Source organism: Devosia sp. ZW T5_3 (assembly GCF_044987315.1).
Taxonomy (GTDB): Bacteria; Pseudomonadota; Alphaproteobacteria; order Rhizobiales; family Devosiaceae; genus Devosia.
Genome location: NZ_JBJDRE010000011.1, coordinates 50,235 through 74,866, shown reverse-complemented (window position 1 = coordinate 74,866; position 24,632 = coordinate 50,235). Strand labels below are relative to the sequence as shown.

At 62.0% G+C, this 24,632-nt stretch carries 31 protein-coding genes; 14 read left to right on the top strand and 17 right to left on the bottom strand.

The features are described from left to right. The first annotated feature begins 39 nt into the window (after positions 1 to 39). Together ACI3KW_RS14730 and ACI3KW_RS14725 are read left to right on the top strand one after the other, a co-directional pair. Complete coding sequence (locus ACI3KW_RS14730; protein ID WP_262170882.1) at positions 40 to 522, top strand: DUF2244 domain-containing protein; 483 nt, start codon at positions 40 to 42, stop codon at positions 520 to 522. Between the two features lie 78 nt (positions 523 to 600). Further along, complete coding sequence (locus ACI3KW_RS14725; protein ID WP_404848693.1) at positions 601 to 1,470, top strand: methylated-DNA--[protein]-cysteine S-methyltransferase; 870 nt, start codon at positions 601 to 603, stop codon at positions 1,468 to 1,470. 175 nt (positions 1,471 to 1,645) lie between these two features. Here the strand turns inward: ACI3KW_RS14725 and ACI3KW_RS14720 are convergent, their stop codons facing one another. Together ACI3KW_RS14720 and dapB are read right to left on the bottom strand one after the other, a co-directional pair. Then, positions 1,646 to 2,260: a 2,3-bisphosphoglycerate-dependent phosphoglycerate mutase gene (locus ACI3KW_RS14720; RefSeq protein ID WP_404848692.1), complete on the bottom strand. Its 615-nt coding sequence runs from the start codon at positions 2,258 to 2,260 to the stop codon at positions 1,646 to 1,648. A gap of 17 nt (positions 2,261 to 2,277) precedes the next feature. After that, complete coding sequence (gene dapB, locus ACI3KW_RS14715) at positions 2,278 to 3,081, bottom strand: 4-hydroxy-tetrahydrodipicolinate reductase (protein ID WP_404848769.1); 804 nt, start codon at positions 3,079 to 3,081, stop codon at positions 2,278 to 2,280. 128 nt (positions 3,082 to 3,209) lie between these two features. Between dapB and ACI3KW_RS14710 the strand changes: the two genes are divergently transcribed. Then, positions 3,210 to 3,560: a VOC family protein gene (locus tag ACI3KW_RS14710; RefSeq protein WP_113120565.1), complete on the top strand. Its 351-nt coding sequence runs from the start codon at positions 3,210 to 3,212 to the stop codon at positions 3,558 to 3,560. A gap of 155 nt (positions 3,561 to 3,715) precedes the next feature. Here the strand turns inward: ACI3KW_RS14710 and coaA are convergent, their stop codons facing one another. From coaA to hisB, 8 genes are all read right to left on the bottom strand, one after another. Next, positions 3,716 to 4,663, bottom strand: a complete 948-nt coding sequence (gene coaA / locus ACI3KW_RS14705) for a type I pantothenate kinase (RefSeq protein ID WP_404848691.1) — start codon at positions 4,661 to 4,663, stop codon at positions 3,716 to 3,718. Beyond that, positions 4,664 to 4,987, bottom strand: coding sequence for a phosphoribosyl-ATP diphosphatase (locus ACI3KW_RS14700; RefSeq protein ID WP_404848690.1), 324 nt, complete (start codon positions 4,985 to 4,987; stop codon positions 4,664 to 4,666). It lies immediately after the preceding gene. A 17-nt stretch (positions 4,988 to 5,004) separates the two neighbouring features. Further along, entirely contained in the window at positions 5,005 to 5,802 is a 798-nt protein-coding gene (gene hisF, locus ACI3KW_RS14695; protein ID WP_404848689.1) for an imidazole glycerol phosphate synthase subunit HisF, read from the bottom strand. Then, positions 5,799 to 6,125, bottom strand: coding sequence for a hypothetical protein (locus ACI3KW_RS14690; protein WP_113120568.1), 327 nt, complete (start codon positions 6,123 to 6,125; stop codon positions 5,799 to 5,801). Before ACI3KW_RS14690 ends, hisF begins: the two co-directional genes overlap by 4 nt. Further along, on the bottom strand, positions 6,122 to 6,877 hold the full coding sequence (hisA, locus tag ACI3KW_RS14685; protein ID WP_404848688.1) for a 1-(5-phosphoribosyl)-5-[(5-phosphoribosylamino)methylideneamino]imidazole-4-carboxamide isomerase: 756 nt from the start codon (positions 6,875 to 6,877) through the stop codon (positions 6,122 to 6,124). Before hisA ends, ACI3KW_RS14690 begins: the two co-directional genes overlap by 4 nt. Further along, entirely contained in the window at positions 6,874 to 7,527 is a 654-nt protein-coding gene (gene hisH / locus ACI3KW_RS14680; protein WP_404848687.1) for an imidazole glycerol phosphate synthase subunit HisH, read from the bottom strand. The genes hisA and hisH overlap by 4 nt, the downstream gene beginning before the upstream one ends. Further along, positions 7,524 to 7,880: a DUF2628 domain-containing protein gene (locus ACI3KW_RS14675; protein WP_404848686.1), complete on the bottom strand. Its 357-nt coding sequence runs from the start codon at positions 7,878 to 7,880 to the stop codon at positions 7,524 to 7,526. Before ACI3KW_RS14675 ends, hisH begins: the two co-directional genes overlap by 4 nt. Before the next feature lie 135 nt (positions 7,881 to 8,015). Continuing rightward, positions 8,016 to 8,603, bottom strand: coding sequence for an imidazoleglycerol-phosphate dehydratase HisB (hisB, locus tag ACI3KW_RS14670; protein ID WP_404848685.1), 588 nt, complete (start codon positions 8,601 to 8,603; stop codon positions 8,016 to 8,018). A 565-nt stretch (positions 8,604 to 9,168) separates the two neighbouring features. Between hisB and hslV the strand changes: the two genes are divergently transcribed. The 3 genes from hslV to hslU are packed head-to-tail and all read left to right on the top strand — an operon-like array spanning position 9,169 to position 11,551. Continuing rightward, positions 9,169 to 9,729, top strand: coding sequence for an ATP-dependent protease subunit HslV (gene hslV / locus ACI3KW_RS14665; RefSeq protein WP_404848684.1), 561 nt, complete (start codon positions 9,169 to 9,171; stop codon positions 9,727 to 9,729). Next, the gene (locus ACI3KW_RS14660) at positions 9,726 to 10,244 is read left to right on the top strand and encodes a GNAT family N-acetyltransferase (protein WP_404848683.1); all 519 of its coding nucleotides are present in this window, start codon (positions 9,726 to 9,728) and stop codon (positions 10,242 to 10,244) included. Before hslV ends, ACI3KW_RS14660 begins: the two co-directional genes overlap by 4 nt. After that, complete coding sequence (gene hslU / locus ACI3KW_RS14655; RefSeq protein WP_404848682.1) at positions 10,241 to 11,551, top strand: ATP-dependent protease ATPase subunit HslU; 1,311 nt, start codon at positions 10,241 to 10,243, stop codon at positions 11,549 to 11,551. Before ACI3KW_RS14660 ends, hslU begins: the two co-directional genes overlap by 4 nt. Positions 11,552 to 11,578: 27 nt before the next feature. On the opposite strand, the gene ACI3KW_RS14650 is transcribed toward hslU, so the two are convergent. From ACI3KW_RS14650 to ACI3KW_RS14640, 3 genes are read right to left on the bottom strand one after another with little or no spacing between them, the layout of a single operon-like run. Next, positions 11,579 to 11,944, bottom strand: coding sequence for a helix-turn-helix domain-containing protein (locus ACI3KW_RS14650; RefSeq protein ID WP_262170903.1), 366 nt, complete (start codon positions 11,942 to 11,944; stop codon positions 11,579 to 11,581). Next, a complete protein-coding gene (locus ACI3KW_RS14645) occupies positions 11,941 to 12,525 on the bottom strand; it encodes a Smr/MutS family protein (RefSeq protein ID WP_404848681.1) in 585 nt (194 codons plus the stop codon). The genes ACI3KW_RS14650 and ACI3KW_RS14645 overlap by 4 nt, the downstream gene beginning before the upstream one ends. A 28-nt stretch (positions 12,526 to 12,553) precedes the next feature. Continuing rightward, complete coding sequence (locus ACI3KW_RS14640) at positions 12,554 to 13,270, bottom strand: Tim44/TimA family putative adaptor protein (protein WP_404848680.1); 717 nt, start codon at positions 13,268 to 13,270, stop codon at positions 12,554 to 12,556. Positions 13,271 to 13,438: 168 nt separating this feature from the next. On the opposite strand from ACI3KW_RS14640, the gene ACI3KW_RS14635 reads away from it, so the two are divergent. Then, on the top strand, positions 13,439 to 13,894 hold the full coding sequence (locus tag ACI3KW_RS14635; RefSeq protein WP_404848679.1) for an FxsA family protein: 456 nt from the start codon (positions 13,439 to 13,441) through the stop codon (positions 13,892 to 13,894). An 83-nt stretch (positions 13,895 to 13,977) separates the two neighbouring features. Then, positions 13,978 to 14,499, top strand: coding sequence for a protein-export chaperone SecB (gene secB, locus ACI3KW_RS14630; RefSeq protein ID WP_113123327.1), 522 nt, complete (start codon positions 13,978 to 13,980; stop codon positions 14,497 to 14,499). A gap of 58 nt (positions 14,500 to 14,557) precedes the next feature. On the opposite strand, the gene dnaQ is transcribed toward secB, so the two are convergent. Genes dnaQ through ACI3KW_RS14610 form a run of 4 tightly spaced genes read right to left on the bottom strand, consistent with a single transcriptional unit; the run spans position 14,558 to position 17,299 of the window. Further along, positions 14,558 to 15,271, bottom strand: a complete 714-nt coding sequence (gene dnaQ / locus ACI3KW_RS14625) for a DNA polymerase III subunit epsilon (protein WP_262170909.1) — start codon at positions 15,269 to 15,271, stop codon at positions 14,558 to 14,560. After that, positions 15,268 to 15,864 carry a dephospho-CoA kinase gene (gene coaE, locus ACI3KW_RS14620; RefSeq protein WP_404848678.1) on the bottom strand — a complete coding sequence of 199 codons (597 nt, stop codon included), beginning with the start codon at positions 15,862 to 15,864 and terminating at the stop codon, positions 15,268 to 15,270. The genes dnaQ and coaE overlap by 4 nt, the downstream gene beginning before the upstream one ends. A 2-nt stretch (positions 15,865 to 15,866) precedes the next feature. Then, positions 15,867 to 16,694, bottom strand: coding sequence for a shikimate dehydrogenase (locus tag ACI3KW_RS14615; protein WP_404848677.1), 828 nt, complete (start codon positions 16,692 to 16,694; stop codon positions 15,867 to 15,869). Beyond that, positions 16,691 to 17,299 (bottom strand): Maf family protein, encoded by a 609-nt coding sequence (locus tag ACI3KW_RS14610; protein ID WP_404848676.1) that lies wholly within the window; start codon positions 17,297 to 17,299, stop codon positions 16,691 to 16,693. The genes ACI3KW_RS14615 and ACI3KW_RS14610 overlap by 4 nt, the downstream gene beginning before the upstream one ends. A gap of 440 nt (positions 17,300 to 17,739) precedes the next feature. Between ACI3KW_RS14610 and hemE the strand changes: the two genes are divergently transcribed. The 6 genes from hemE (at position 17,740) to rsmG (ending at position 24,627) form a co-directional block, all read left to right on the top strand. Continuing rightward, entirely contained in the window at positions 17,740 to 18,774 is a 1,035-nt protein-coding gene (gene hemE, locus ACI3KW_RS14605; RefSeq protein WP_404848675.1) for a uroporphyrinogen decarboxylase, read from the top strand. A 38-nt stretch (positions 18,775 to 18,812) separates the two neighbouring features. Then, a complete protein-coding gene (gene hemJ / locus ACI3KW_RS14600; RefSeq protein WP_404848674.1) occupies positions 18,813 to 19,235 on the top strand; it encodes a protoporphyrinogen oxidase HemJ in 423 nt (140 codons plus the stop codon). A 187-nt stretch (positions 19,236 to 19,422) separates the two neighbouring features. Next, positions 19,423 to 20,688, top strand: a complete 1,266-nt coding sequence (gene rho, locus ACI3KW_RS14595) for a transcription termination factor Rho (RefSeq protein WP_035099144.1) — start codon at positions 19,423 to 19,425, stop codon at positions 20,686 to 20,688. Positions 20,689 to 20,739: 51 nt separating this feature from the next. Continuing rightward, a complete protein-coding gene (gene mnmE, locus ACI3KW_RS14590; protein WP_404848673.1) occupies positions 20,740 to 22,035 on the top strand; it encodes a tRNA uridine-5-carboxymethylaminomethyl(34) synthesis GTPase MnmE in 1,296 nt (431 codons plus the stop codon). Positions 22,036 to 22,117: 82 nt separating this feature from the next. Beyond that, positions 22,118 to 23,980, top strand: a complete 1,863-nt coding sequence (gene mnmG / locus ACI3KW_RS14585) for a tRNA uridine-5-carboxymethylaminomethyl(34) synthesis enzyme MnmG (RefSeq protein WP_404848672.1) — start codon at positions 22,118 to 22,120, stop codon at positions 23,978 to 23,980. Next, positions 23,980 to 24,627: a 16S rRNA (guanine(527)-N(7))-methyltransferase RsmG gene (gene rsmG, locus ACI3KW_RS14580; protein WP_404848671.1), complete on the top strand. Its 648-nt coding sequence runs from the start codon at positions 23,980 to 23,982 to the stop codon at positions 24,625 to 24,627. The genes mnmG and rsmG overlap by 1 nt, the downstream gene beginning before the upstream one ends. Positions 24,628 to 24,632 lie beyond the last annotated feature (5 nt).

The following is a 24,632-nucleotide window of genomic DNA, read 5'->3' as shown; positions in this document are numbered from 1 at the left end:
ACACTGATTCTGCGCCTATAGTCTTTCCCAGAGACAGCCATGCCGATGCAAGCCACAACCACTTCGCCGTTGTTTGCCGCCGAGCTGACCCCCCATCGTACGCTGGGACGGGGGGGAATGCAGCTTGTCGTCGCCCTGGTGATTCTGCTGATCCTGTCGCCGCTGCTGCTGGCCCTGTCGGCCGGCGTCGGACCGCTGCTCGGCTTTATCGTGCTCGACATGATCGCCATTGGCGCGACGCTGCTGCTCTCCTCACGTCAGGGCAAGAAGCGCGAGATCGTGCGGCTGTGGTCCGATCAGCTCGAAGTGGTGAGCGTCGATGCCAAGGGCGATCGCGTGCTGCGCCGGTTCAATCCCAATGCCGTGCGGCTGGTGCTCGATCGCGACGTCAATGAAAAGACCCTGGCGCTGCGCCTGCGCGCCAATCGGGACGAAATGGAAATCGGCGCCTTTCTCAACAGTGATGACAAGGCCAGTTTCGCCAAGGCGTTCGGCACGGCCCTGCGCAAGGCGCGGGCGTGAGGCGTCAAAATCGGGTCGCTTTGGCTGATCCAAATGCCTAGATCAAGCCATGACAAAAAACCGATCATGGGTGTCCCGATGAACCAGATCATGCCCCTTACGCCCGATAGTGATTACGAAACCATCCAGGCCGCCATCCGCTATCTGAGCGAGAATGGTCCGGACGTTGCCGACCTGCCGCGCTTTGCCCGCACGCTGGGGCTGACCGAGCGACAGTTGACCGACCTGTTCCGCCGCTGGTGCGGCCTCTCGCCCAAGAGCTTTGCCCAGGCCGTGGCGCTCGATCATGCCAAGAGCCTGCTGCGCGCCAGGGAAAGCGTGCTCGACACCACCTATGAAGTGGGTCTCAGCTCGACCTCGCGGCTGCACGATCTGTTCGTCGCCTATGAAGCCATGCCGCCGGGGATTTTCCGCGCTGGTGGGGCAGGGCTGGACATGGTCTGGGGCGTCGGCCCATCGCCCTTTGGCCTCGCCGTAGTGACCGCCACCGAATATGGCATGTCGGGCCTGGGCTTTGCCGATGCCGATACCAGCATCGAGCAGGCCTTCGAAGATCTGGCCAATCGCTGGCCCAATGCCCGCTTTACCCGCAATGACGCCAAGGTCGCGCCGATGATCGCCCAGGCCTTCGATCCGGCCCGCTGGTCAGCCGACCGCCCGGTGCGGGTCGTGTTGATCGGGACCGATTTCGAGGTCAAGGTCTGGGAGACGCTGCTGAAGATTCCGGTGGGCCAGGCGACGACCTATTCGGCAGTGGCCAACCATATCGGCCGCCCCACCGCATCGCGGGCAGTGGGCGCGGCGGTGGGCAAGAACCCGATCAGCTTTGTCGTGCCCTGCCATCGCGTGGTGGGCACATCAGGCGCACTGACCGGCTATCACTGGGGCGTGCCGCGCAAACGGGCGATCCTGGGCTGGGAGGCCGGCGTAATTTCTGCCGCGCATTAAGTTTCACGTGAATCCTTGGGGCACATAGCCCCCCAACCACGGTGTCATTCCGGCGCAAGCCGGAATCCATGCTGAAGGTTCCCAGTTAGGCACCGTGCCTCCAAACCCACCGCATCTCCCTTGGGCCTGACCCGAGGGAGAACCGGGGTTGGGTTGGGGTGGACCAGGGCCCCCCTTAAACCTCGATCCGCGCTTCGAGCTGGCCTTCAGTCCCGATATTATAAACCGTCGGCTGCCCGGTCGCGATTTCGCGCTTCAGGATCTGTTCGGGCGTCAGCCCCTCGATCGCCATCACCAGCGCCCGCAGCGAATTGCCATGGGCGGCAATCAGGATGGTCTTGCCGGCTTTCAGCAGCGGTAGGATTTCAGCCTCGTAATAGGGCAGGGTGCGCGCGGCCGTATCCTTGAGGCTCTCGCCACCCGGCGGGGGCACGTCGAACGAGCGGCGCCAGATCAGCACCTGTTCCTCGCCCCATTTCTCGCGCGCATCATCCTTGTTGAGCCCCGACAGGTCGCCATAATCGCGTTCGTTCAGCGCAATATTACGGGTGATGGTGACGTTGAGAATGTCCATCTCTTCCAGCATCAGGTCGAGCGTGTGCTGAGCGCGGCGCAGGGCGGAGGTGTAATAGAGATCGGGCACGATCCCCTTGGCCTTGAGCGCCTTGCCGGTGGCGCGGGCTTCGCCAATGCCCTTTTCGGTCAGGTCCGGATTGCGCCAGCCGGTAAACAGGTTCTTGAGGTTCCACTCGCTTTCGCCGTGGCGCACGAGGATCAGGGTGCCGGTCATTTAGGAATTGTCCTTGTTCAGTCGGTAAGGCCGAGCACGTCGACCATGGAATAAAGGCCCGGCTTCTGCCCATAGGCCCAGAGCACGGCGCGGGCGGCGCCATTGGCATAGATGGTGCGGTCTTCGGCCTTGTGATTGAGCTCGATCCGCTCGGAGGGCCCAGCCAGGATCACCATATGATCGCCGATCACCGTGCCGCCGCGCAGAGCGGTGAAACCAATGGTGCCGGGCTCGCGTGCGCCGGTATGGCCATCGCGGCCACTGACCTTCTTGTCCTTGAGCAACACGTTGCGGCCTGCTGCCGCCGCCTCGCCCAGCATGAGTGCAGTGCCCGAAGGCGCATCGACCTTTTTGGCATGGTGCATTTCAAAGATTTCGACGTCGTAATCGGCGAGTGCGGCAGCGGCCTGGCGCACCAGATTGGCCAGCACCACCATGCCCATGGAGAAATTGCCCGACTTGACGATGCGCGCACCGGCAGCACCAGCGGCGGCAATCGCCGCGTCGTCGGCTTCCGAACAGCCGGTCGTGCCGATGATATGAACGAGGCCGCGCGCCGCCGCCTTTTGCGCCAGGGCAACGCTGGCGCCGGGCGCCGTGAAATCGATGATCGCATCGGCGCCATCGAGAACGGCGTCAATATCGTCGGTGATGGCGACACCCAGCGCGTCCCCACCCACGAACGAGCCGGCATCCTTGCCGATGACAGCAGAGCCCGGGCGGCCGATGGCCGCATGCAGCAGCAGATCGGGGTGATTGGCGATGGCTTTGATATTGGCCACGCCCATGCGCCCGCCAGCACCCGCCACGATCACCTTCAGCTGCGTCATCGTCCATCTCCAAACAGTCACGTCGGCTATAGCAGCGGCGGATGCAAACGCCAACACCGCTACCGGAACACAATGAGCGTGTTAGTGTTGGCAAAACGCAGACCAAATCAGGACGCGACATGACCATCACCAACGCCCTGGCCGGCATTGCCGTGGAAGACATTGGCGAGGCGATCGACTTTTACGAGCGCCTGTTCGGCCGCATGCCGGACGCCAGACCGATCAATGATGTGGCCGAATGGAAGACGCCCGGCGGCGGCTGGATCCAGGTGTTCACCGACGCCGACCGCGCCGGCGCCTCGGCCCTGACCCTGGTGGTCGATGACATTGCCGAGGAATTGGGCCGGCTGAGCTTGCACGGCATCGTGCCGGTCGCCAAGGCCATCGGCGACTTCTTCAAGACCGCCAAGTTCCGCGATCCCGATGGCAACCAGATCGTGCTAAGCCAACCCCAGCACGGGACCTATTGAGGGGACAACTGACGCCTGGGCCGTACCCCGGTCTCACCCCACCGTCATCACCCGGCTCGTCCGGGTGATCCATCTATGAGCCCGCACCAGCCCTGAAATGGATTGCCCGGACGAGCCGGGCAATGACGATCGCTGAAATATGCGGGTCGCGGCCCTCAAACCCGGCGCAACTGCACATCCTCGATCAAATGATCCCGACCCTTCTTGAGCACGAGATCAGCCCGTCCGCGGGTCGGCAGCACGTTCTCAAGCAGGTTGGGCAGGTTGATGGTCCGCCAGATCATGCGGCCGAAGCTTTCTGCCTCGGCCTCGCTCATTTCGGCGATGCGGCGGAAATAGGAGGTCGGGTCCTTGAACGCGGTCTCGCGCAGGCGGAAGAACCGTTCGAGATACCAGCCCTCGAGATCATCGGTATCGGCGTCGATATAGACCGAGAAATCCAGATAATCGGAGGCAAAGACGATGGGCTTGCCGTTCCTGGGGAGCTCGCCGGGCTGCAAAATATTCAGCCCTTCGACGATCAGGATATCGGGCCGGTCGACCACGACTTCCCCGCCCGGCACCACGTCATAGACCAGGTGCGAATAGACCGGCACCTTAACATTGCCCTTGCCCGATTTGATATCGGACAGGAAGGCCACGAACCGCCCGCGATCATAGCTTTCGGGAAAGCCCTTGCGCTCCATGATGCCGCGTTCGGTCAGCACCGCGTTGGGATACAAAAACCCGTCCGTGGTGACGAGATCGACCTTGGGGCTCGAGGGCCAGCGCTGCAGCAGCGCCTGCAGGATACGCGCCGTGGTGGATTTGCCCACCGCCACCGACCCGGCCACGCCGATGATGAAGGGCACTTTGTGATCAGGGGTTTCGAGGAACCGCGCCGACACATTATGCAGGCCCTGAATGGCCTCGACATAGAAGGAGAGCAGGCGCGTCAGCGGCAGATAGACTTCCTCGGCCTCTTCCAGCGAGATCGGGTCGGACAGGGTGCGCAGCCGGGCGACGTCCTCGCGGGTCAGCGTCATCGGCTCGTCGGCCCGCAAGGCGGACCACTCCGCCTTGGTGAAGTGGTGGTAAGGGGCGGGCGCCTTGCGCTTGCTCATTCAGCTATTGTCCTTGCGGCCGGCCTTTTCGGCGAGGCCCGATTGGGCCGTGCGGGCATCGAGTTCGGCCATCACATCGTCCAGCGCCACGCCCGAGACGCGCAGCAGCACCAGCAAGTGATAGAGCACGTCGGCGGCTTCCTTGGTCAGTTCCGGCTTGTCGCGGCTGACCGCAGCGATCACCGCTTCGGTGGCTTCCTCGCCCAGCTTTTGCGCGCATTTCTCCACGCCGCGGGCAATCAGCTTGGCCGTGTAGCTTTCCTCCGGCGAAGCCGCAGCGCGCAAAGCCAGGCGCTGGTCGAGAGTTTCAAGAGTCATGGGCATGAATGCCTCCAATGCCGTTAGGCGGCCCGGTCCAGCCGCACATCCACGCCATGCTCGCGCAGATAGTGCTTGGCCTGGGGAATGGTGAAGGTGCCGAAGTGGAAGATCGACGCGGCCAGCACGGCGCTGGCATGGCCTTGCTTCACCCCGTCGACCAGGTCCTGCAAGCTGCCGACCCCGCCCGAAGCGATCACCGGCACTTCCACCGCATCGGCGATGGCGCGGGTCAGCGCCAGGTCGAACCCCGATTTAGTGCCGTCGCGATCCATCGAGGTCACCAACAGTTCGCCCGCGCCGCGTTCGACCATGCGTACGGCAAATTCCACCGCGTCGAGGCCCGATGCCTTGCGCCCGCCATGGGTGAAAATTTCCCATTCACTGCGATTGTCGCCACCCACCCGCTGATCAAGCCGCTGCTTGGCATCGACCGAGACGACGATGCATTGATTGCCGAATTTGTCCGCCGCCCGTTCGATGAAATCGGGATCGTTTACCGCCGCCGAATTGATCGCGACCTTGTCGGCCCCCGCCAGCAGCAGCTTACGGATATCCTCGATCGAGCGGACGCCGCCGCCCACCGTCACCGGCATGAAGCAATGTTCGGCCGTGCGCGCCACCACGTCGAAAATCGTGTCGCGGCCCTCGTGGCTGGCGGTGATGTCGAGGAAGGTCAACTCATCCGCGCCCGCCGCATCATAGGCAATGGCCGCCGCCACCGGGTCACCGGCATCGATCAGATCGACAAATTGCACGCCCTTGACCACGCGGCCGCCCATCACATCAAGGCAGGGGATCAGGCGGGTCTTGAGACTCATGGTTTGGATTCCTTGGCGGCGCGGCCCCAGGCGAGGCGGTGGATGATCAATAGCACGAGCCAGACGATAAAGGCGCCGCCGCCCAGAGGCAGGCTTGCGATCATCAGCCAGCCCATCAGCGCCATGGCATAGAGCGTGGTGCCCCAGTCCGAGCCCCAGACGATGCAGGGATGAGCGTTCCCCTCATCGAGCCGGCAGCCATGCGCGTCGGCAATGGCGGCGGCCAGCAGCACCGACAGCAGCGGCAGGATGGTCAGGAACAGGATCACCGCCCAGACGATCCAATAGGCGGCCCAGGGAAAGCGCCGGGCAGCCTCACTCATGCGGCGCTTCCTTGCTTGGCCGGCGACGCCTGCCGCAACAGGGCCAATGCTTCACGTGAATCAATCCGCCCGTCATAGAGCGCCCGGCCGGAAATGGCGCCTTCGAGCACCGCATAGTCCGGCTGCGTCATGCGCTCGATATCGGCCATCGAAGCCAAGCCCCCCGAGGCGATCACCGGAATGGAGGTGGCGCGGGCCAACTCGAGGGTGGACTCCCAATTGATCCCGGCCAGCACGCCGTCGCGGTCGATATCGGTATAGATGATGGCCGCGACCCCAGCGCCTTCAAAGCGCTTGGCCAATTCGATCACGCTGAGCTCGGACGTCTCCGCCCAGCCCTCGACCGCCACCATGCCCCCCCGCGCATCGATGCCGACAGCGACCTGACCGGGCCACTTAGTGGCTGCTTCTTTCACCAAGGCCGGATCGCGCACTGCCACAGTGCCGAGGATGACGCGAGCCAGGCCCTTGTCGAGCCAGCTTTCGATATGGCCAAGATTGCGAATACCGCCACCCAGCTGGACGGGGAACTTTACCGTCTTGAGGATGGCTTCGACGGCCGCGCCATTGACGCTTTCGCCGGCAAAGGCACCGTTGAGATCGACGACATGCAGATATTCGAACCCCTGGTCCTCAAAGCTCTTGGCCTGCGCCGCCGGATCGTCATTGAACACGGTGGCCTGGTTCATGTCGCCCAGCTTGAGGCGCACGCATTGGCCGTCCTTGAGGTCGATGGCTGGAAACAGGATCATGGCGCCCACCGCAAAAAGTTCTCGATCAGTTTGAGGCCCAGCGCCTGGCTTTTTTCCGGGTGGAACTGGGTGCCAAAAATATTGTCGCGCGCCACGCAGGCGGTGACCGGACCACCATAATCGGCGGTAGCGACCAACGTCTCCGGCCCGTCCGTCACCAGGTGATAGGAGTGCACGAAATAGGCGTGCAGCCCATCGGGCCCGGTGGGAATGCCGGCGAGCAGAGCATGGGGGCGCAGCACCGAAATGGTGTTCCAGCCCATATGCGGAATTTTTAGCGCCGGATCGGATGGGGTCAGCTTTTCGACCGCCCCGGCAATCCAGCCGAGACCCGGCGTCACGAGTTTTTCACGGCCTTCGCTGGCCAGCAATTGCATGCCGACGCAGACCCCGAGGAAAGGCACGCCCCCAGCGATCACCCGCTCCTGCAGAACCTCGACCATGCCATCAACAGCATCGAGACCCGCCTTGCATTCGGCAAAGGCGCCGACGCCGGGCAGCATGATGCGATCGGCCTGCCGCACGCGGTCGGGATCGGAGGTGACTTCCACAATCGGGCGGTCATCGAGACATGCCGCCATGCGCTCGAACGCCTTGGCGGCCGAGTGCAGATTGCCCGCGCCGTAATCGATAATGGTGACCAGGCTCATGAGCGGCTCTCCAGCGCACCGAGCCGCGCCAGATCCGCGTCGCCTGCCACGCGGTCGCCGCGATGACGCCAGCCGCGTGAGGCAAGGTTATGCCGGCGCAGGCCGGGGGCGGCAAAGCCGATGGCCACGGCAAACAAAATATAGAGCCAGATGGTCGCGTCGGCGCCGAGCCAGGGCGCGGCAAAGCTCAAAGCCACCAGCGCCACGACAAAGCCGATCAGCTCAAGCCAGAGCCCATGCACCAGCGCAAAGAGCGGCGGCAACAGGGCCGCGAACCAGGAGAATTTCTCCGGGATGGCGGCCGGGGCAGAGGACAGACCGGGCTTGGGATCGAAAATGGCGAAGAGGGTCACTGAACGCTCCAAAAACTCGATGTCATCCCGGCGCAGGCCGGGATCCATCTTGAGATCTCAGGATGGGCCCCGGCCTGCGCCGAGGTGACACCGTGGTTGGGGTGGATTTAGTGCAAAAGGCCGGAAAACAAAAGCCTACAGCACGCCCTTGGTCGAGGGCACGCGATCGGCCGCACGCGGATCGATCTCGACGGCGTCGCGCAGAGCACGGGCCACGGCCTTAAACATCGACTCGGCCAGATGATGGTTATTGTCGGTGTAGAAGTTCTCGATATGCAGCGTGATGCCGGCATTCATGGCAAAGGCCTGGAAAAATTCCCGAAACAGTTCGGTATCCATCTCGCCCACCTTGTCGCGGCTGAATTCAGCGCGGAACACGAGGAACGGGCGGCCGGACACATCCAGCGCGGCGCGGGTCAGCGTGCCGTCCATGGGCAGGTCGCAGGAGGCATAGCGGCGAATGCCCTTCTTGTCGCCCAGCGCTTGGGCAATCGCCTGGCCGATAGCAATGCCCACGTCTTCCGCCGTGTGGTGGAAATCGATGTGCAGATCGCCCTTGCAGGACACATCCATGTCGATCAGCGAGTGGCGGGAAAGCTGGTCCAGCATGTGATCGAAAAAGCCGATGCCGGTCGCCATGTTATGCGCGCCAGTGCCATCGAGATCGATCGAGACGGATATCTCGGTCTCGTTGGTCTTGCGGGCGATCGTGGCGGTGCGCATTGGCGTGTCTCCGAAGGTCGGGGCTCTCTAGCAGATAAGCGCAGAGGCATAAAGATTGCGTTGCGGGATCGGGATACCCCCTCCTAGCCTCCCCCTGATAGGGGGAGGGACCGCCTTGTGGTTAAAACGCGATCCAGTTCCAAGAGTGGAGAGATCCCTCCCCCTATCAGGGGGAGGCTAGGAGGGGGTACTCCGATGTCACCGCCAACACCGCCGCCAAAAACTTATCCCCGCCCCGTTGGGCGCATGTCACTATCTCCCCATCCCGCCAGTCACCGGTCCCCACGCAGGGCCGGGCGGGGTGGCCGTGGGATGGGGGCGCCTGTCCAGTGGGGTTGGAAACTCGGCAGCCGGACCTGCAAGAATGGTACCGCCTGAACCGGACCCTGCACAAAAGCGGATCGTGACGGGCGGCCTTTGGCTCCCCTAGACTAAACTGGCATGAGTCAAAGGCCGCCCGTTACCGTGTCTCCGCAGGCGCAAGCGCCGTGCGGCGCTTTTGCACGCATTGCATTCGCGTTCATGTCACCTAAATATCACTCAACAGTTCTGGAGTACCTTCCCAATGAGTGACAGTAATTTCCCCGGGTGGCACGGGACGACGATCGTTTCCGTGCGCAAGGGCAATAAGGTCGTAGTGGCTGGCGATGGCCAGGTTTCCATGGGCCAGACGGTGATGAAGCACACCGCCAAGAAAGTCCGGCGCCTGGCCGGCGGCAAGGTGATCGGTGGCTTTGCCGGCTCCACCGCCGATGCCTTCACGCTGTTTGAGCGGCTCGAAGCCAAGCTTGAGCAATATCCCGATCAATTGATGCGCGCCGCGGTCGAATTGGCCAAGGATTGGCGCACCGATCGCTATCTGCGCAAGCTCGAAGCCATGATGATCGTCGCCGACAAAACCGACACCCTGGTTTTGACCGGCACGGGCGACGTGCTCACCCCTGACCACGGCGTCATCGCCATCGGCTCGGGCGGCAATTACGCCCATTCGGCGGCTCTGGCCCTGCATCAGGCGATCGAACTCGATGCCGAGGACATTGCCCGCCGCGCCATGAAGATCGCCGAGGAAATCTGCGTCTACACCAATGGCAATGTGACGCTGGAAACCATCGAGCTCGACGCGTGAGCTATTCCATCCGCCAGCTGACCGGTGACGATGTCGAGGCCTATCGCGAATTGCGGCTGGAAAGCCTGCAACAGCATCCCGAGGCCTTTGCCGCCACCTATGAAAGCGCGGCGGCACGGCCGGCCAGCCAATGGGTCGAGACCCTGACCCAGCTGACCTTGTTTGGTGCCTTTGCCGAAGGCGGCCGCCCCGTGGGGCTGGTGGCCTTCGATCAGAGCGGTGGCGACAAGGACCGCCATCGCGGCTGGCTGCTGCAAATGTATGTGCGCCCGGAGATGCGCGGCACCGGCTGTGCGCAGGCACTGGTCGAAACGCTGCTCGATCATGCCCGGGGCAAGGTGTTGCAGGTGCATCTGGGCGTTTGGGCCGAAAACCGGCCCGCTATCCGTCTCTATGAAAAGACGGGATTTGTGACCTACGGCAACGATCCGCGGGCCTTTTATGTCAACGGTCGATTTGTCGATGACCATTTGATGGTGCGCTTCCTGGATAAGGCACCTGGAGACCAACAATGAGTGAAACCAATTTTTCCCCGCGCGAGATCGTTTCCGAACTCGACCGCAATATCGTCGGCCAGAAGGACGCCAAGCGCGCCGTGGCCGTGGCCTTGCGCAATCGCTGGCGCCGCCAGCAGCTGCCGCCCGAATTGCGGCGCGAAGTCAGCCCCAAGAATATCCTGATGATCGGGCCGACCGGCGTCGGCAAGACCGAGATTTCCCGGCGTCTCGCTCGCCTGGCGCAGGCCCCATTCATCAAGGTTGAAGCCACCAAATTCACCGAAGTGGGCTATGTCGGGCGCGACGTGGAGCAGATCATCCGCGATCTGGTGGAAGCCGGCATTGCCGTGCTGCGCGACAAGCGCCGCGCCGACGTACAGGCCCAGGCCCATCACAATGCCGAAGAACGCGTGCTCGACGCGTTGGTGGGTAATTCCGCCGCGCCGTCAACCCGCGATAGCTTCCGCAAGAAGCTGCGCGACAATGAGCTCGACGACAAGGAAATCGAGATCGAGATGACGCCCGCGGCCAATACCGGCGGGTTTGAAATCCCCGGCATGCCCAATGGCGGCATCGGCATGATCAACCTTTCCGACATGTTCAGGCAGGCCATGGGCGGGCGCGGCGTCAAGCGCAAGATCAAGGTTAAGGATGCCTATGAGCCGCTGATCGCCGAAGAGGCCGACAAGCTGCTCGATCAGGAACAGCTCAAGGCCGAGGCCATCGAGCTGGTGGAAAACCACGGCATCGTCTTCATCGACGAGATCGACAAGGTGGCCGCTCGCGAGGGTGGCGTCTCCGGTGGTCCGTCCCGCGAAGGCGTGCAGCGCGATCTGCTGCCGCTGATCGAAGGCACCACGGTGTCGACCAAATATGGCCCGGTCAGTACCGACCATATCCTGTTCATCGCCTCGGGCGCGTTCCATGTGTCCAAGCCCAGCGACCTCTTGCCCGAATTGCAGGGCCGCCTGCCGATCCGGGTCGAGCTCAAGGCGCTGACGCGGGAGGATTTCATCCAGATCCTTTCCAGCACCGATGCCAGCCTGATCAAGCAATATGTGGCGCTGATGGGCACGGAAGGGGTGACGCTCGACTTCACCCAGGACGCCATCGAGGCGATTGCCGATGCGGCCGTCAAGGTCAACAACTCGGTCGAAAATATCGGCGCCCGGCGCCTGCAGACCGTGATGGAACGGCTGGTCGAGGACATCTCCTTCGACGCGCCGGACAAGCAGGGCCAAACCATCAAAATCGACGCCGCGTTCGTCGCGGATAAGGTTGGGGTGCTGGCAGCAGATACGGATCTGAGCAAGTTCGTGCTGTAGGCGATCGAAAGAGCGGGGAAGAAGGACCTACTTCTTCCCCGACCGCCGCATGACCTCATTGGTCAAAAACCGTAGATCCTCGGGATCGAGCTTGCCGATATCCTTGGCCAGCCGGTTGGTCAGCTCGGTCGCCTCGGGCACCAGACCGCCGGTGTCGATGGTAATCTTGGGGTCGCTCAGTTCAGCCAAGCGCTGCAGCTCTTCGGCCTCGTCCCAGATGACGTTGAAGAACGTGATCATCCGGTGCAACAGAAAGCCGGTCGGCTTGCCGCGCCTTCCATGCTCGAGCGCCGACAGATAGGCACTCGACACATTGAGCGCCGCAGCCATCTCCTTGAGCGAGATGCCGCGTTCTTCGCGCAGCGCCCGGATTTTTGCGCCAAGCGGGGTCATGAGCGGCGCAGGCGCACATACCACGCCCCCTCTCCGCCGTGGCCACGGGCCGCAATGCTCCATCCCGAAACCAGCGGCGCCAGACTCGGTTCATTGAGCCAGACCGGCAACATGGTGCGCAACACACCGCGCTCGCTCATGGCCGCGATATAATCATTGTCGGTCTTGAGGCCCTTGCCGGTGATGACCAATATGGTGCGGTCACCCCGGGCAAAGCGCGCCTGGATGAAGCGGTACAAAGCGCCGCGCGCCTCATTCTGGGTCATACCATGCAGATCGATCGTGCCATCGATCTCGATCCGGCCGCGCACCACCTTTTTGCGCACCGACGGCTCCACCGCCTTGTCGGGCAGCGGACTATTGGCCATGGGCGCCTGATAGGGCGGCAAAAACGCCTTGCGGGGCGGTTTGCGCGCCGGCGGTGGCTTGGGCAGTTCAGGCTGGGGCTCGCCAACCGGCAGGGGCAGCGGGCCGGTGGCCATTTTCAGCAGGCCCTTGCGGCGCAGCGGGTCGACCGTGGCGGCAACAGCCGTCCACAGGTGAAAATCGTGCGGCAGGCGTTTGGAATCACGCTTGGACATGCAAGGTCACGCCTGCCGGACACTGAGATCAATCGAGCTGGCTGGTGGAAGTGACTTTCCAATTGGGATCGCGCGATTTGGGATTACGCGCAAAAGTCCATTCGTCGGCCACGGTCTGCACCTGATCGGCATTGCCCTCGATCAGATTGGCATCCTTGTCGCGGGTGGCCGACACCACTTCGGCATGGAAACGTACCGTGATCAGGATATTCTTCTTATCGTATTCGGCTTCCGAGATTTCCACCTTGGGCAGGCCGACAAAGGTGAAATCGACGGTCTGGCCGGCTGCCTCTCGGTCGGCAATGACGCGCTGGAAGCCGTCGAACACGTCTTTTTCAAGCAGGTTCTTGAGCGTGGTGCGATCGCCCGAGGCAAAGGCGGTGACGATCATCTCATAGGCCTGCTTGGCGCCATCGAGGAAGGATTTGGGCGAGAAGGTCGGATCGGCCTCGACCACCTGGCGCAGGCCGGTGGCGAGATCCGCATCGCCATGGGAGAGTTGTTCGATCTCCGCCTCGGTCTTGCGGGCGCGGCGCTCGTCGTCCAGATCTGGGGCGGCAGCACTAGGTCGGGGGCGCATCGGCACGACCGTATCATCGGTCGCCGGGGCGTCGGCCGGTTTGCGCCGCTCGACCGGCGGGCGTTCATTTCCCGTGCGGGTGCCCAACACGGAGCGCAATCTGAACAGGACGAACACCGCGACAGCGATGACGATGAGGGTCGGAAGATCTAGAAATTCGGCCATCAATGGGTACCTTGCGCAAGACGCATCGGAAAATCGACACGGGTGACGCTCGCTGAGCGCGGATATTGGCCTATATATAGGCAAAGCCTCACCTCAAAACCAGTTCACGATGGGGCGAGTTGCAATTTGCCGCGGCGTGACGCGGTTTTACCGGAAGGATGTCCGCCTTTGGCTCGTTTTTTCGCCCTGGGTCTGCTGTTGCTGCCGATTGTGGAAATCGCCCTGTTCATCAAGGTGGGGCAGACCATCGGCCTGTTCCCCACCCTGGCGCTGGTGATCGCAGCGGCTGTGTTCGGCGCCATGTTGCTGCGCCAGCAGGGCTTGAGCGTGGTCAACCAATTGCGCGGCAATATCAGCGCCGGCCAATTGCCGGCCCGCACCATTGCCGACACGATGATGATCGGGCTGGCCGGGCTGATGCTGATCCTGCCGGGCTTTCTCACCGATATCCTGGCTTTGGCGCTCTTGCTGCCGCCGGTGCGTGGCTGGATTTATGATGCTCTGGCCAGTCGCGTCACCGTGGTCGAGACGGCCAGTTATCGGAGCCAACGCGATCCGCAAGACGGCCGTATTCACGGGCCGGGCACCATTGATCTGGATGAAGAAGACTATCGGCCGAAATGACGCCGGAGCGGGCGCTGCGCTTGTGGCACAGGGCCAAAGATGCTAGCCACCCCGGCAACGATATTGCCGCAAAGGACTAGAGAATGGCTGACGAGAACCAGGGCGCCGCAGCACCCCAGGCCAGCAATTTGCCCTCCATGAACTTGGTGGGTCAGTATATTCGCGACCTCTCCTTCGAAAATCCCGGCGCGCCGGGCTCGATCATGGCCGGTGGCGGCAATCCGGCCTTCAACGTGTCGATCTCGGTCGGCGTCAAGAAGCAGGCCGATGACGTCTATGCCGTCGAGCTGACGCTGAACGCCAAGGCCAATCGCGAAACCGTCGTGCTGTTCAATGTCGAGCTGGTCTATGGCGGCGTGTTCCGCCTCAAGAACGTGCCCGAAGCCCAGCTCAGCCAGCTTTTGATGATCGAGTGCCCGCGCCTGATCTTCCCGTTTGCCCGTCAGGTGCTCGCCAGCGTCACCCAGCAGGGCGGTTTCCCGCCGCTGATGATGGAGCCGGTCGATTTCGCTGCCATCTATCGCCAGAACCTGGCCCAGCTCGCCGCCAAGCAGGGCGCGGCTCCGCTGACCGCCGCCAATGCCGAGACCGACAAGCCAAATTGATTTTGGCCGTTTTGGTTCTGTGATGAAGCAAACCCCGGATCCATGGTCCGGGGTTTTTCTATTCGGCGGCGGCCACTTCGCTGTCGTATTGCGCCCAGAGCGAATCGGGGCCCAGCTTGGCCACCATGGCGGCATGCGCGGCACGCTCGGCCTCGCTAATCTTGCGCACCAGCGGCACCGGCCGTGGCGCCACATCGGCGCGAGCGGCAATGGCGTCGGCGCCCGAGACGCGGTTTTCCGCAATCAGCGCCAGGCTGACCTGCTTGCCGCCGATCAGCTCGAGATAGACCTCGGCCAGGATCTCGCTATCGAGCAAAGCGCCATGCAGCGTGCGGCGGGAATTGTCGATGCCATAGAGCTTGCACAAGGCATCCAAGCTCACCCGCGAGCCGGGATGCTTGGCCCGCGCCACCATGACCGTATCGATCACTTCATTGGCCAGGATCGGCCGGCCGGCCTTTTTCAGCTCGGCATTGAGAAAGCCGATATCGAAGGCCGCATTATGGATGATCAGCTTGGCGTCGCCGATGAAATCGAGAAAGTCGCCGGCCACCGCCGAAAAGAGCGGCTTATCGGACAGGAATTCTTCCGATAGGCCATGCACTCGGAAGGCCTCTTCGGGCATGGAGCGCTGCGGATTGATATAGACGTGATAGTGCCGGCCCGAAGGGATGTGGTTGATCAGCTCGACGCAGCCGATTTCCACCAGCCGATCGCCATCGGCGGGCGACAGGCCCGTGGTTTCGGTATCGAGCACGATCTCGCGGTTCATTTTTCTGGCCCTTTGGCGCGGATAGCGGCGACCAGCGCGGCGACCTCTTTTTGGGTCTGGGCGGCGGAGCTGCCGGTATCGAAGAGATAGGTGGCGCGTCTCTTCTTTTCGGCCTGAGGAGTCTGGCGGGCAAGGATGGTGTTGAGCTTTTCCACGGACATCCCCGGCCGCGCCAGCGCCCGCTCGCGCTGGATGGCCTCATCGACAAAGGTCACGGCGATGGCGTCAAAGCCATAATCATGGCCGCTCTCGAACAGCAACGGCACTTCCACCACCGCCAGCGCGTGGCCCTGGGTCTCGGCCGTGTCGAGAAATTGCGCGATGCGGCCGCGGACCAAAGGGTGCACCACAGCTTCGAGCCGCTTGAAGCCGGCGGGGTCTTCACCCAGTTTCTTGGAGAGCAGGGCACGGTCGATGCGGCCGTCATGGGTGACGCCGGGAAAGAGAGCCTCGACCGGCGCTACGGCCTCGGCCTCATAGAGTTCGGCCACCGCGGTATCGGCGGAAAAGACCGGTACGCCCAGGTCGGCAAAAGCCCTGAGTACCGTCGATTTTCCGGTGGCAATCGATCCGGTAATGCCGATGCGCCACATGCTCAATGCTCCAGCGTGGCTTCGATCCTGGTGCGCAAGTCTTTGGTCACCGAGGGTCGAATCCCGAACCAGGCTTCAAACCCCGGCACGGCTTGATGCAGCAGCATGCCCAGCCCATCCACGATCCGCAAGCCGCGCGCCTTGGCATCGGCCAGTAGCGGCGTCACGAGGGGCGCATAGACAATGTCGGTGACCAGAGCGTCCGACGGGAGCAGATCGAGATCAAAGCCCTCAAAGCGGCTGCTATGCATGCCAATGGAGGTGGTGTTGACCACCAGGCCCGCGGATGGCGCGGCGGCATTGAAATCAGCCAACCCACCCGTGCTGATATCGCCGCCAATGTCCCTGGCCAGGCGGTCCGCAGTGGCCCTTGTACGGTTGAGCAGAATGACGGGAATAGACCGGCTTTTCAGCGCCACCAGAATGGCCCGCGCCGCGCCGCCGGCACCCAGCACAATGGCGGTGCTTTTGCCCGCGGACCAATCGGGCGCCGCCGCATCGAGATTGCCCAAAAAGCCGAGATAGTCGGTATTGGTGCCATGCACCTTGCCGGCACGCGCCACCAAAGTGTTAACGGCCCCAATGGTCCTGGCCAGCGGATCGACGCTGTCGCAGAGGGCAAACACCGCTTCCTTGTGTGGAATGGTGACATTGCCGCCAGCAAATTCACCCTCCCGTAGCCGCTCGAAAAAGCCGGGCAGTTCGGCCGGGGCGACGTCGATGGCCTCATAGCTGCCGTCGATGCCGTGTTCGGCGATCCAGGTGCCATGAATCAAGGGCGAGCGCGAATGGGCGATGGGATGCCCAATAACAAAGGCTTTGGTGGTCACGCTGATGGCTTTCCGGCCAGAAGTTCGGGCGCAATGGCGCGCAAAGCCGCCAGGAGCGGCAAAAGCGGCAGGCCCAGAATGGTGAAATAATCGCCGGCCACGGTTTCGAACAGCCGGATGGACGGTCCCTCGAGCCGGTAGCCGCCCACCGAATTGAGCGCCGCGGTACCTTCGCGATCCAGAATATCCTCGCGCTCTTCGGCGGAGAAATCGCGCATGGTGAGTTCTGCGGTCTGGAGATCAGACCACAAAACCTGGCCATCGCGCACCAAAGTCACCCCGGCATGGAGGCGATGGGTCTTGGCCTTGAGGTGGTCGAGCTGGGCGGCGGCGGCGGCACGATCGGCCGGCTTGTGCAAAAGCTCGGTGCCCAGCGCCAGGGTCTGATCGGCCCCGATAACAAAGGCGCCGGGGTTAACATTTGAGACCGCTTCGGCCTTCTTTTGCGCCAGCAGCAAAGCCACGTCGCGGGCATCGGCGCCATTGGCCAAAGCCGCGGTTTCGATGGCGCGTTCGTCAATGGCGGCGGGTTGGGTCGAAAACCGCAAACCGGCTTGTTGCAGCAGGGTTTTTCGCGTCTGGCTTTGGGAGGCTAGGATCAGCATGGGCCCATGTTTTCCACACTGTCATCCACAGCTCAAGCCTTCCCTGTGATAATGACTCATGGTTTTGGCTCGCGGCCAAACTTGTTCGACTTGGTAAATTAAACATTAACAGTTGGACTCGGGGGCAGAGGCTGCGAGGACTATGGATAGCTCTGGGGAAAACCGGTCTGGGGCACGGTCGTTCTATCAAGCGGATTCGCACAGGCGGAATCGAATCGTTGACTCGGGACTCACGTTCTTAAGGCGGCGTTAACTATTTACCTTTTGTTAAGATCTGGGTCCGGGTGATTTGGATTAACACCCTGTTAACCTCTGCGCTGCGCCCTTGTGTCACCGCGATGGGCGATTGTGGACGGCGATGAATTCATCCAAAACACCGCCATGATAATACAAATACTAAGAACAAGATTCTCTTTAGGGGTTTTGGAAGGGGTGATCGAATGAGCGCTGTGGCCCACAAACCTTTGCTGGCAACAGTGCTGGGCGAGCGCCAGGAGCGACCGCCGATCTGGATCATGCGACAGGCTGGTCGCTACCTGCCGGAATATCGCGAGCTGCGCGCCAAGAGCAACGGGTTCCTCGATCTCTGCTACACGCCAGAGCTGGCTGCTGAAGTCACGCTACAGCCGCTGCGCCGTTTCCCGCTCGATGCAGCCATCCTGTTCTCCGACATTCTGGTCATTCCCGACGCCCTGGGCCAATCGGTGCGCTTTGAGGCTGGGGAAGGGCCTGTCCTTGAGCCAGTGACTGCCGAGACAATCGGGCAATTGCAGCCCGAGCGGGCTTTGGAGCATTTGGCGCCGGTGTTTGAAACCCTGCGTCGGGTTCGCGCTGGGCTTGCTCCCGATAAGACCCTGATCGGTTTCTGCGGTTCGCCCTGGACGGTAGCGACTTACATGATTGGCGGCCGGGGCTCACCCGACCAGGCCGCCGCGCGATTGTTTGCCCTGCGGCACCCTGAGGCCTTTGCGGCTCTGATGGATGTGCTGGTGCAAACCAGTATCGACTATCTCGTCGCCCAATTTGCTGCGGGCGCCGATGTGGTGCAGCTGTTTGAAAGCTGGGCGCTGAACCTGGACGATGAGGCCTTTAGCCGCCAGGTCATCGATCCCAATCGCCGCATTGTCGAAGGCGTTCGCGCCCGGGTGCCCAATGCGCCGATCATCGGCTTTCCGCGGGGTGCGGCTGGCAATATCGCGGCCTATGTCGCGGCGACGGGCGTTAATGCCGTCGGGCTTGATTATGCCACCCCGCTGGAGTTTGCCGCCAAGCACGTCCCGGCCGGGTTTCCCGTGCAGGGCAATCTTGATCCGCTGCGGCTGGTGGCCGGCGGCGCGCAGATGGAAGATCGGGCCCGCCAGATCATTGCCGCCTTTGCCGATCGGCCGCATATTTTCAATCTGGGCCATGGCATCGTTCCCGAGACGCCGATTGCCCATGTCGAGCGCCTGGTCGAGCTGGTCAAAAACGGCTAGCGGACCAAAGAAACTGAACTGTTGAGGAGTTCACCCAAATGGAATGGATCAAGGCGGGCCATGTGATCGCCGTCATCGCCTGGATGGCCGGCATGCTCTATCTGCCGCGGCTCTTCGTTTATCATTCTGTGGCCGAGATCGGCTCGGACAAATCCGAGACCTTCAAAATCATGGAACGCCGGCTGCTGCGCGGCATCATCACCCCGGCCATGATTGCCACCTGGATTTTTGGTCTTTGGATGGTGGCTTTGGGTGCGGTCGATTGGAGCGCCGGCTGGCCCTATCTGAAGGCCGTCTGCGTTTTGGCGCTCACCGCTTGCCATGGGATTCTGGCTCGGCACAGCCGCGAATTCGCTGGGGACAAGAACACCAAGCCGCAAAAGTACTTCCGCATCATCAACGAAGTGCCCACGGTTTTGATGATCATCATCGTCATCGCGGTGATCGCGCGGCCGTTCTGAAATCCTGTTTCACGTGAATCCGGTTCGGGCGTTCGTGTTTCGATCTTGAAATCGGGCCGGGATCACGCTACATGATGGCCAACGCACCCGAGACTCAAAGCTGACTTCCCAAGTCGCTGCGCGGTGCCCACCCTCCCAAAATAGCCTCAACGCTCTTTTCGATTTCCCTCAAGGGTCCATCCGCTACATGCAGAATATGAAGCTCAGCGAGCTCAAGGCCAAATCTCCGGCCGAATTGCTGGTGTTCGCCGAAGAACACGAGGTCGAGAATGCCTCGACCATGCGCAAACAGGAATTGATGTTTGCCATTCTCAAGGAGCTGGCGGCTCGGGATATCGACATTACCGGGGAAGGCGTGGTCGAAGTGCTGCCGGACGGTTTTGGCTTCCTGCGCTCTCCCGACGCCAATTACCTCCCCGGTCCCGACGATATCTATGTCAGCCCCAGCCAGATCCGCCGCTTCGGCTTGCGGACCGGCGACACGGTCGAGGGCGAAATCCGCTCTCCCAAGGAAGGCGAGCGCTATTTCGCGCTGCTCAAGGTTTCGACCATCAATTTCGAAGATCCCGAGGCGGTCCGCCACAAGGTCAACTTCGATAACCTGACCCCACTCTATCCCGAAGAACGGCTCCGCATGGAGCTGCCTGATCCCACTTTGAAGGATCGTTCGGCCCGAATCCTCGATCTGGTGGCGCCACTTGGCAAAGGCCAGCGTGCGTTGATTGTTGCGCCCCCGCGTACTGGTAAGACGGTATTGTTGCAGAATATTGCACAATCTATCGCGACCAATCACCCCGAATGCTATCTCATCGTGCTGCTCATCGACGAGCGCCCCGAAGAAGTGACCGACATGCAGCGCTCGGTGCGTGGCGAAGTCATTTCCTCGACCTTTGACGAGCCAGCCAGCCGCCACGTTCAGGTCGCTGAAATGGTGATCGAAAAGGCCAAGCGCCTGGTCGAACACAAGCGCGACGTGGTGATCCTGCTCGATTCTATCACGCGTCTCGGCCGCGCCTACAACACTGTTGTGCCAAGCTCGGGCAAGGTGCTGACCGGTGGCGTGGATGCCAATGCTTTGCAGCGCCCCAAGCGCTTTTTCGGCGCCGCGCGCAATATCGAAGATGGCGGTTCGCTGACCATTATTTCGACGGCGCTGATCGATACCGGTTCGCGCATGGACGAAGTGATCTTTGAAGAATTCAAGGGCACGGGTAACTCGGAAATTATTCTGGACCGTAAGGTCGCCGACAAGCGCGTCTTTCCGGCGCTGGACATCACCAAGTCCGGCACCCGCAAGGAAGAGCTGTTGGTCGAGCCCGATATCCTGAAGAAGATGTATGTGTTGCGCCGTATCCTGACCCCGATGGGCACGATCGACGCCATGGAATTCCTGATGGACAAGATCCGCCAAACCAAGACGAATTCCGACTTCTTCGATTCGATGAATACCTAAAGCATATGGGCGCGTCGCGAGCTTTCGCCGCGCCTATTGCCGTCTGATCCGATGCGGTCAGGCGATACAATCGTGGCGTTGTCCTCCGGGGCACCGCCCTCGGGCGTCGCGGTGATCCGGCTCTCCGGTCCCGCCGTCCCCCAAATCCTCGCCCTGGTGGCTGGCAACGTCCCCGAACCGCGTCGCATGGTGCTTCGACCGATTGGTCTGGGTTCCGTCCTCGATCGTGGCCTGGTTGCCTTCTTTCCTGCGCCCCATAGCTTTACCGGCGAAGACTGCGCCGAATTGCAGGTGCATGGTTCACCGGCGGGCGTTCGCGCCATCCTCAAATTGCTGACCGGGCAGGGTGCCCGCCTGGCCGAGGCTGGCGAATTCACCCGCCGTGCCTTCGAGAATGGCAAGCTGGACCTGGTTGAAATCGAAGGTCTTGGCGATCTGCTGGAAGCCGAAACGGAAAACCAGCGGCGCCAGGCCCTGGCTCGTTTCGAGGGTGGTCTATCGCGGCAGATCGATGATTGGCGCAATCGACTGCTTGATCTGCGGGCCGAAATTGAAGCGCGGCTCGATTTTTCCGACGAAGGCGATGTTGCCGATGGTCTACCGCCCCAATTCGGCGACGACATCTCGGCGTTGAAAGCCAGCATTGAAACGGCGTTGGCCTCGATTGAGCATGGCCGCATCGTCCGCGAGGGCATTCGGGTGGCGCTGGCCGGTGTCCCCAACGCCGGAAAATCCAGTCTGCTCAATGCCTTGGCGCGTTCCGATATCGCTATTGTCACCGACGAGGCCGGTACCACCCGCGATGTCCGCGAAGTACCGCTCGACATTGCCGGCCAGCTCTTTGTGCTGCTGGACCTTGCCGGCCTTCGCGAGACTGACAGCAAGGCCGAGGCGGAAGGCGTGCGCCGAGCCCGTCACGCCATCGAGTTGGCCGACATCGTGCTGTGGCTGACCGCGCCAGATACCGCTGATATGACGCCGCCGACTGTTTCCGTCCCCATGCTGCACATAGCAACCAAGTCCGATCTTGGCGGCGCGGATGCTACAGCAGACATCGCCGTCTCCGCACAAACAGGCGCTGGCCTTGATCAGCTTTTTGCCCGTCTTCGCACTATTGGGCAAACGCTGGGGACGGGTGAGCCCGCTCTGCTGAGCCGTGAACGCGACCGGCTGGCACTGCAGGACGCCAGCACGGCCCTTGACGCTGCCACGACCCGCCTGGATGATATGGAACTGGCCGCCGAGAACCTGCGCCAAGCTTCATTCGCGCTGGAGCGGCTGGTGGGTCGGCTTGATGCCGAGCGCGTCCTGGACCGGCTGTTTATGAGTTTTTGCATCGGCAAGTGATTCACGTGAAACACGGCCCTGCGGCGCCGTGAATTGATTCACGTGAAACATTGGCCTATGAGGGCGCGCCGGAGATTTTATCATGCGCGACTATGCAGTCATCGTTGTCGGAGGCGGTCATGCGGGCTGCGAAGCTGCCGCGGCCTCGGCACGTCTGGGTGTTCCCACGGCCCTGATAACCCACAAATTCGCGACCATCGGCGAAATGAGCTGCAATCCTGCTATTGGCGGCCTCGGCAAAGGCCATCTGGTGCGCGAGATCGATGCGCTGGATGGGCTAATGGGCCGCGTCGCAGATCAGGCCGGCATTCAGTTTCGTGTGCTCAACCGTCGCAAGGGTCCAGCCGTGCGCGGCCCCCGTGCCCAGGCCGACCGCAAGCTCTATCGCGAGGCTATGCAGGCGGCGATCACCGCTCAGCCCAATCTCGATGTCATCGAGGGCGAGGTCGATGACATCGTCCTCACGGACGGCGTGGTCAGCGGCGTCGTTCTGCTGGACGGTCGCCAGATTTCCACGAAAGCAGTGGTCCTGACCACCGGCACCTTCCTGCGCGGCTTGATCCATCGCGGCGAAGAAACCGTGCCTGCTGGCCGCGTTGGAGAGAAGCCCGTGCTGGGCCTCTCCACCCGGCTTGAGGCGCTTGGCCTCAATCTCGGCCGTCTCAAGACCGGAACTCCGGCACGCCTCGATGGCACCTCCATCGATTTTTCTGCCCTTGAAGAGCAGCCTGGCGATAATCCGCCCGAGGCGTTTTCTGCACTGACGACCGCGATCACCACGCCGCAGGTGAGTTGCCACATCACCCGCACCACGGCCGAGACCCATAAAATCATCTCGGACAATCTGCATCGCTCTGCCATGTATTCCGGCCGCATCCAGAGCCGGGGTCCGCGTTATTGCCCGTCCATCGAGGACAAGGTGGTGCGCTTCGCCGATCGCGACAGCCACCAGATTTTCCTTGAGCCCGAAGGGCTCGACGACAGCACGATCTATCCCAATGGCCTGTCGACCTCGCTACCGGCCGATGTGCAGGACGCGTTTTTGAAGTCCATGCCGGGGCTCGAAAATGTGCGGATCGTCCGCCCCGGCTATGCCATCGAATATGATTATGTCGATCCGCGCGAGCTGCGGCTGACGCTTGAGGTCAAGAAGCAACCGGGCCTTTACCTGGCCGGCCAGATCAATGGCACGACCGGCTATGAAGAAGCTGGCGCGCAGGGCCTGCTGGCCGGCGCCAATGCCGCCCTGGCGGCTCGTGGTGCCGAAGCGCTGACCCTGTCGCGCACCGAAAGCTATCTTGGCGTGATGGTGGACGATCTGGTGACGCGCGGTGTGTCCGAGCCCTATCGCATGTTCACCTCGCGCGCCGAATTCCGGCTCTATCTGCGCGCCGATAATGCCGATCAGCGCCTGGCCCAGACCGGGATCGAAACCGGATTGGTCGGCGAGCAACGTGAATCTATGTTCCGCCGCAAGGCAGACGGTTTGCAGAGCGGGCGTAAGTTGCTCGAAACATTGAGCGTGTCGCCCAGTGCCGCCCGCAAGGCCGGCATTGCCGTCAACGAAGATGGCAAGGCGCGCTCGGCCTTTGATCTCCTGTCTTATCCGGACGTGACACCGGATGATGTTACGCGACTTTGGCCAGAGATTGCCCAGATCGATGCGACGACCATCGAGCAGCTGGTGGTCGATGCGCAATATGCTGTCTATTTGGAACGTCAGCGTGCAGACATCGCCTCGGTGCGCCGCGATGAGCAGCGGGGCATTCCCGATTGGCTGGACTATGCAGCGATCCCCGGTCTCTCTATCGAGCTGCGGCAGAAGCTGCAACAGCACCAGCCCCAGACCATTGCACAGGCACAGGCACTGGATGGGATGACACCTGCGGCCATTACGCTGTTGCTGTCGGTGATTCGTCGCGGCGAGCTGCGCAAGGCGAGTTGATGTCTGAAACTGCTGCCTCTCTTAAATACGCGCCGCACTTTGTGCGGTCCCCCGATGCGGTCACTGCCGATCTGGAATCCTATGCTCAGCTGTTGCGTAAGTGGCAGGCGGTACAGAATCTTGTTTCACGTGAAACACTGAACCAGGTATGGACCCGACATTTTGCCGACAGCCTGCAGATTCTTCCGCTATTGCGGGAGGGTGATCATAATTTCATGGACCTGGGCAGCGGTGGTGGCTTCCCGGCGCTGCCATTGGCTATTGCTCTCAAGGGCGGGCCACAGCGATTCGTGCTGGTGGAGCCCAATGGCAGAAAGGCCAGCTTTCTCCGCACTGTAGCGCGGGAACTGGGCTTGGCGGTGACGGTTTTTGCGCAGCGCAGCGACCAGATTGATTCACGTGAAACACCAGCGCCTGATGTCATAACCTCCCGCGCACTGGCGGCAATGCCACTGCTCTGCGACTGGATGGAGCCGTTTTTCACCAGCAAAACCCGGGCCTTGCTGCATAAGGGCAGGGAATATGTTGAAGAATTGGCGGATTCGGGTGCGCATTGGCATCATGACGTGTTAATGGTTCCTAGCGACACCGATCCGGGCGGCGTGATCCTCGAGATCACGAATCTGCGACGGAAATCAGTGCGTTAGCGGAA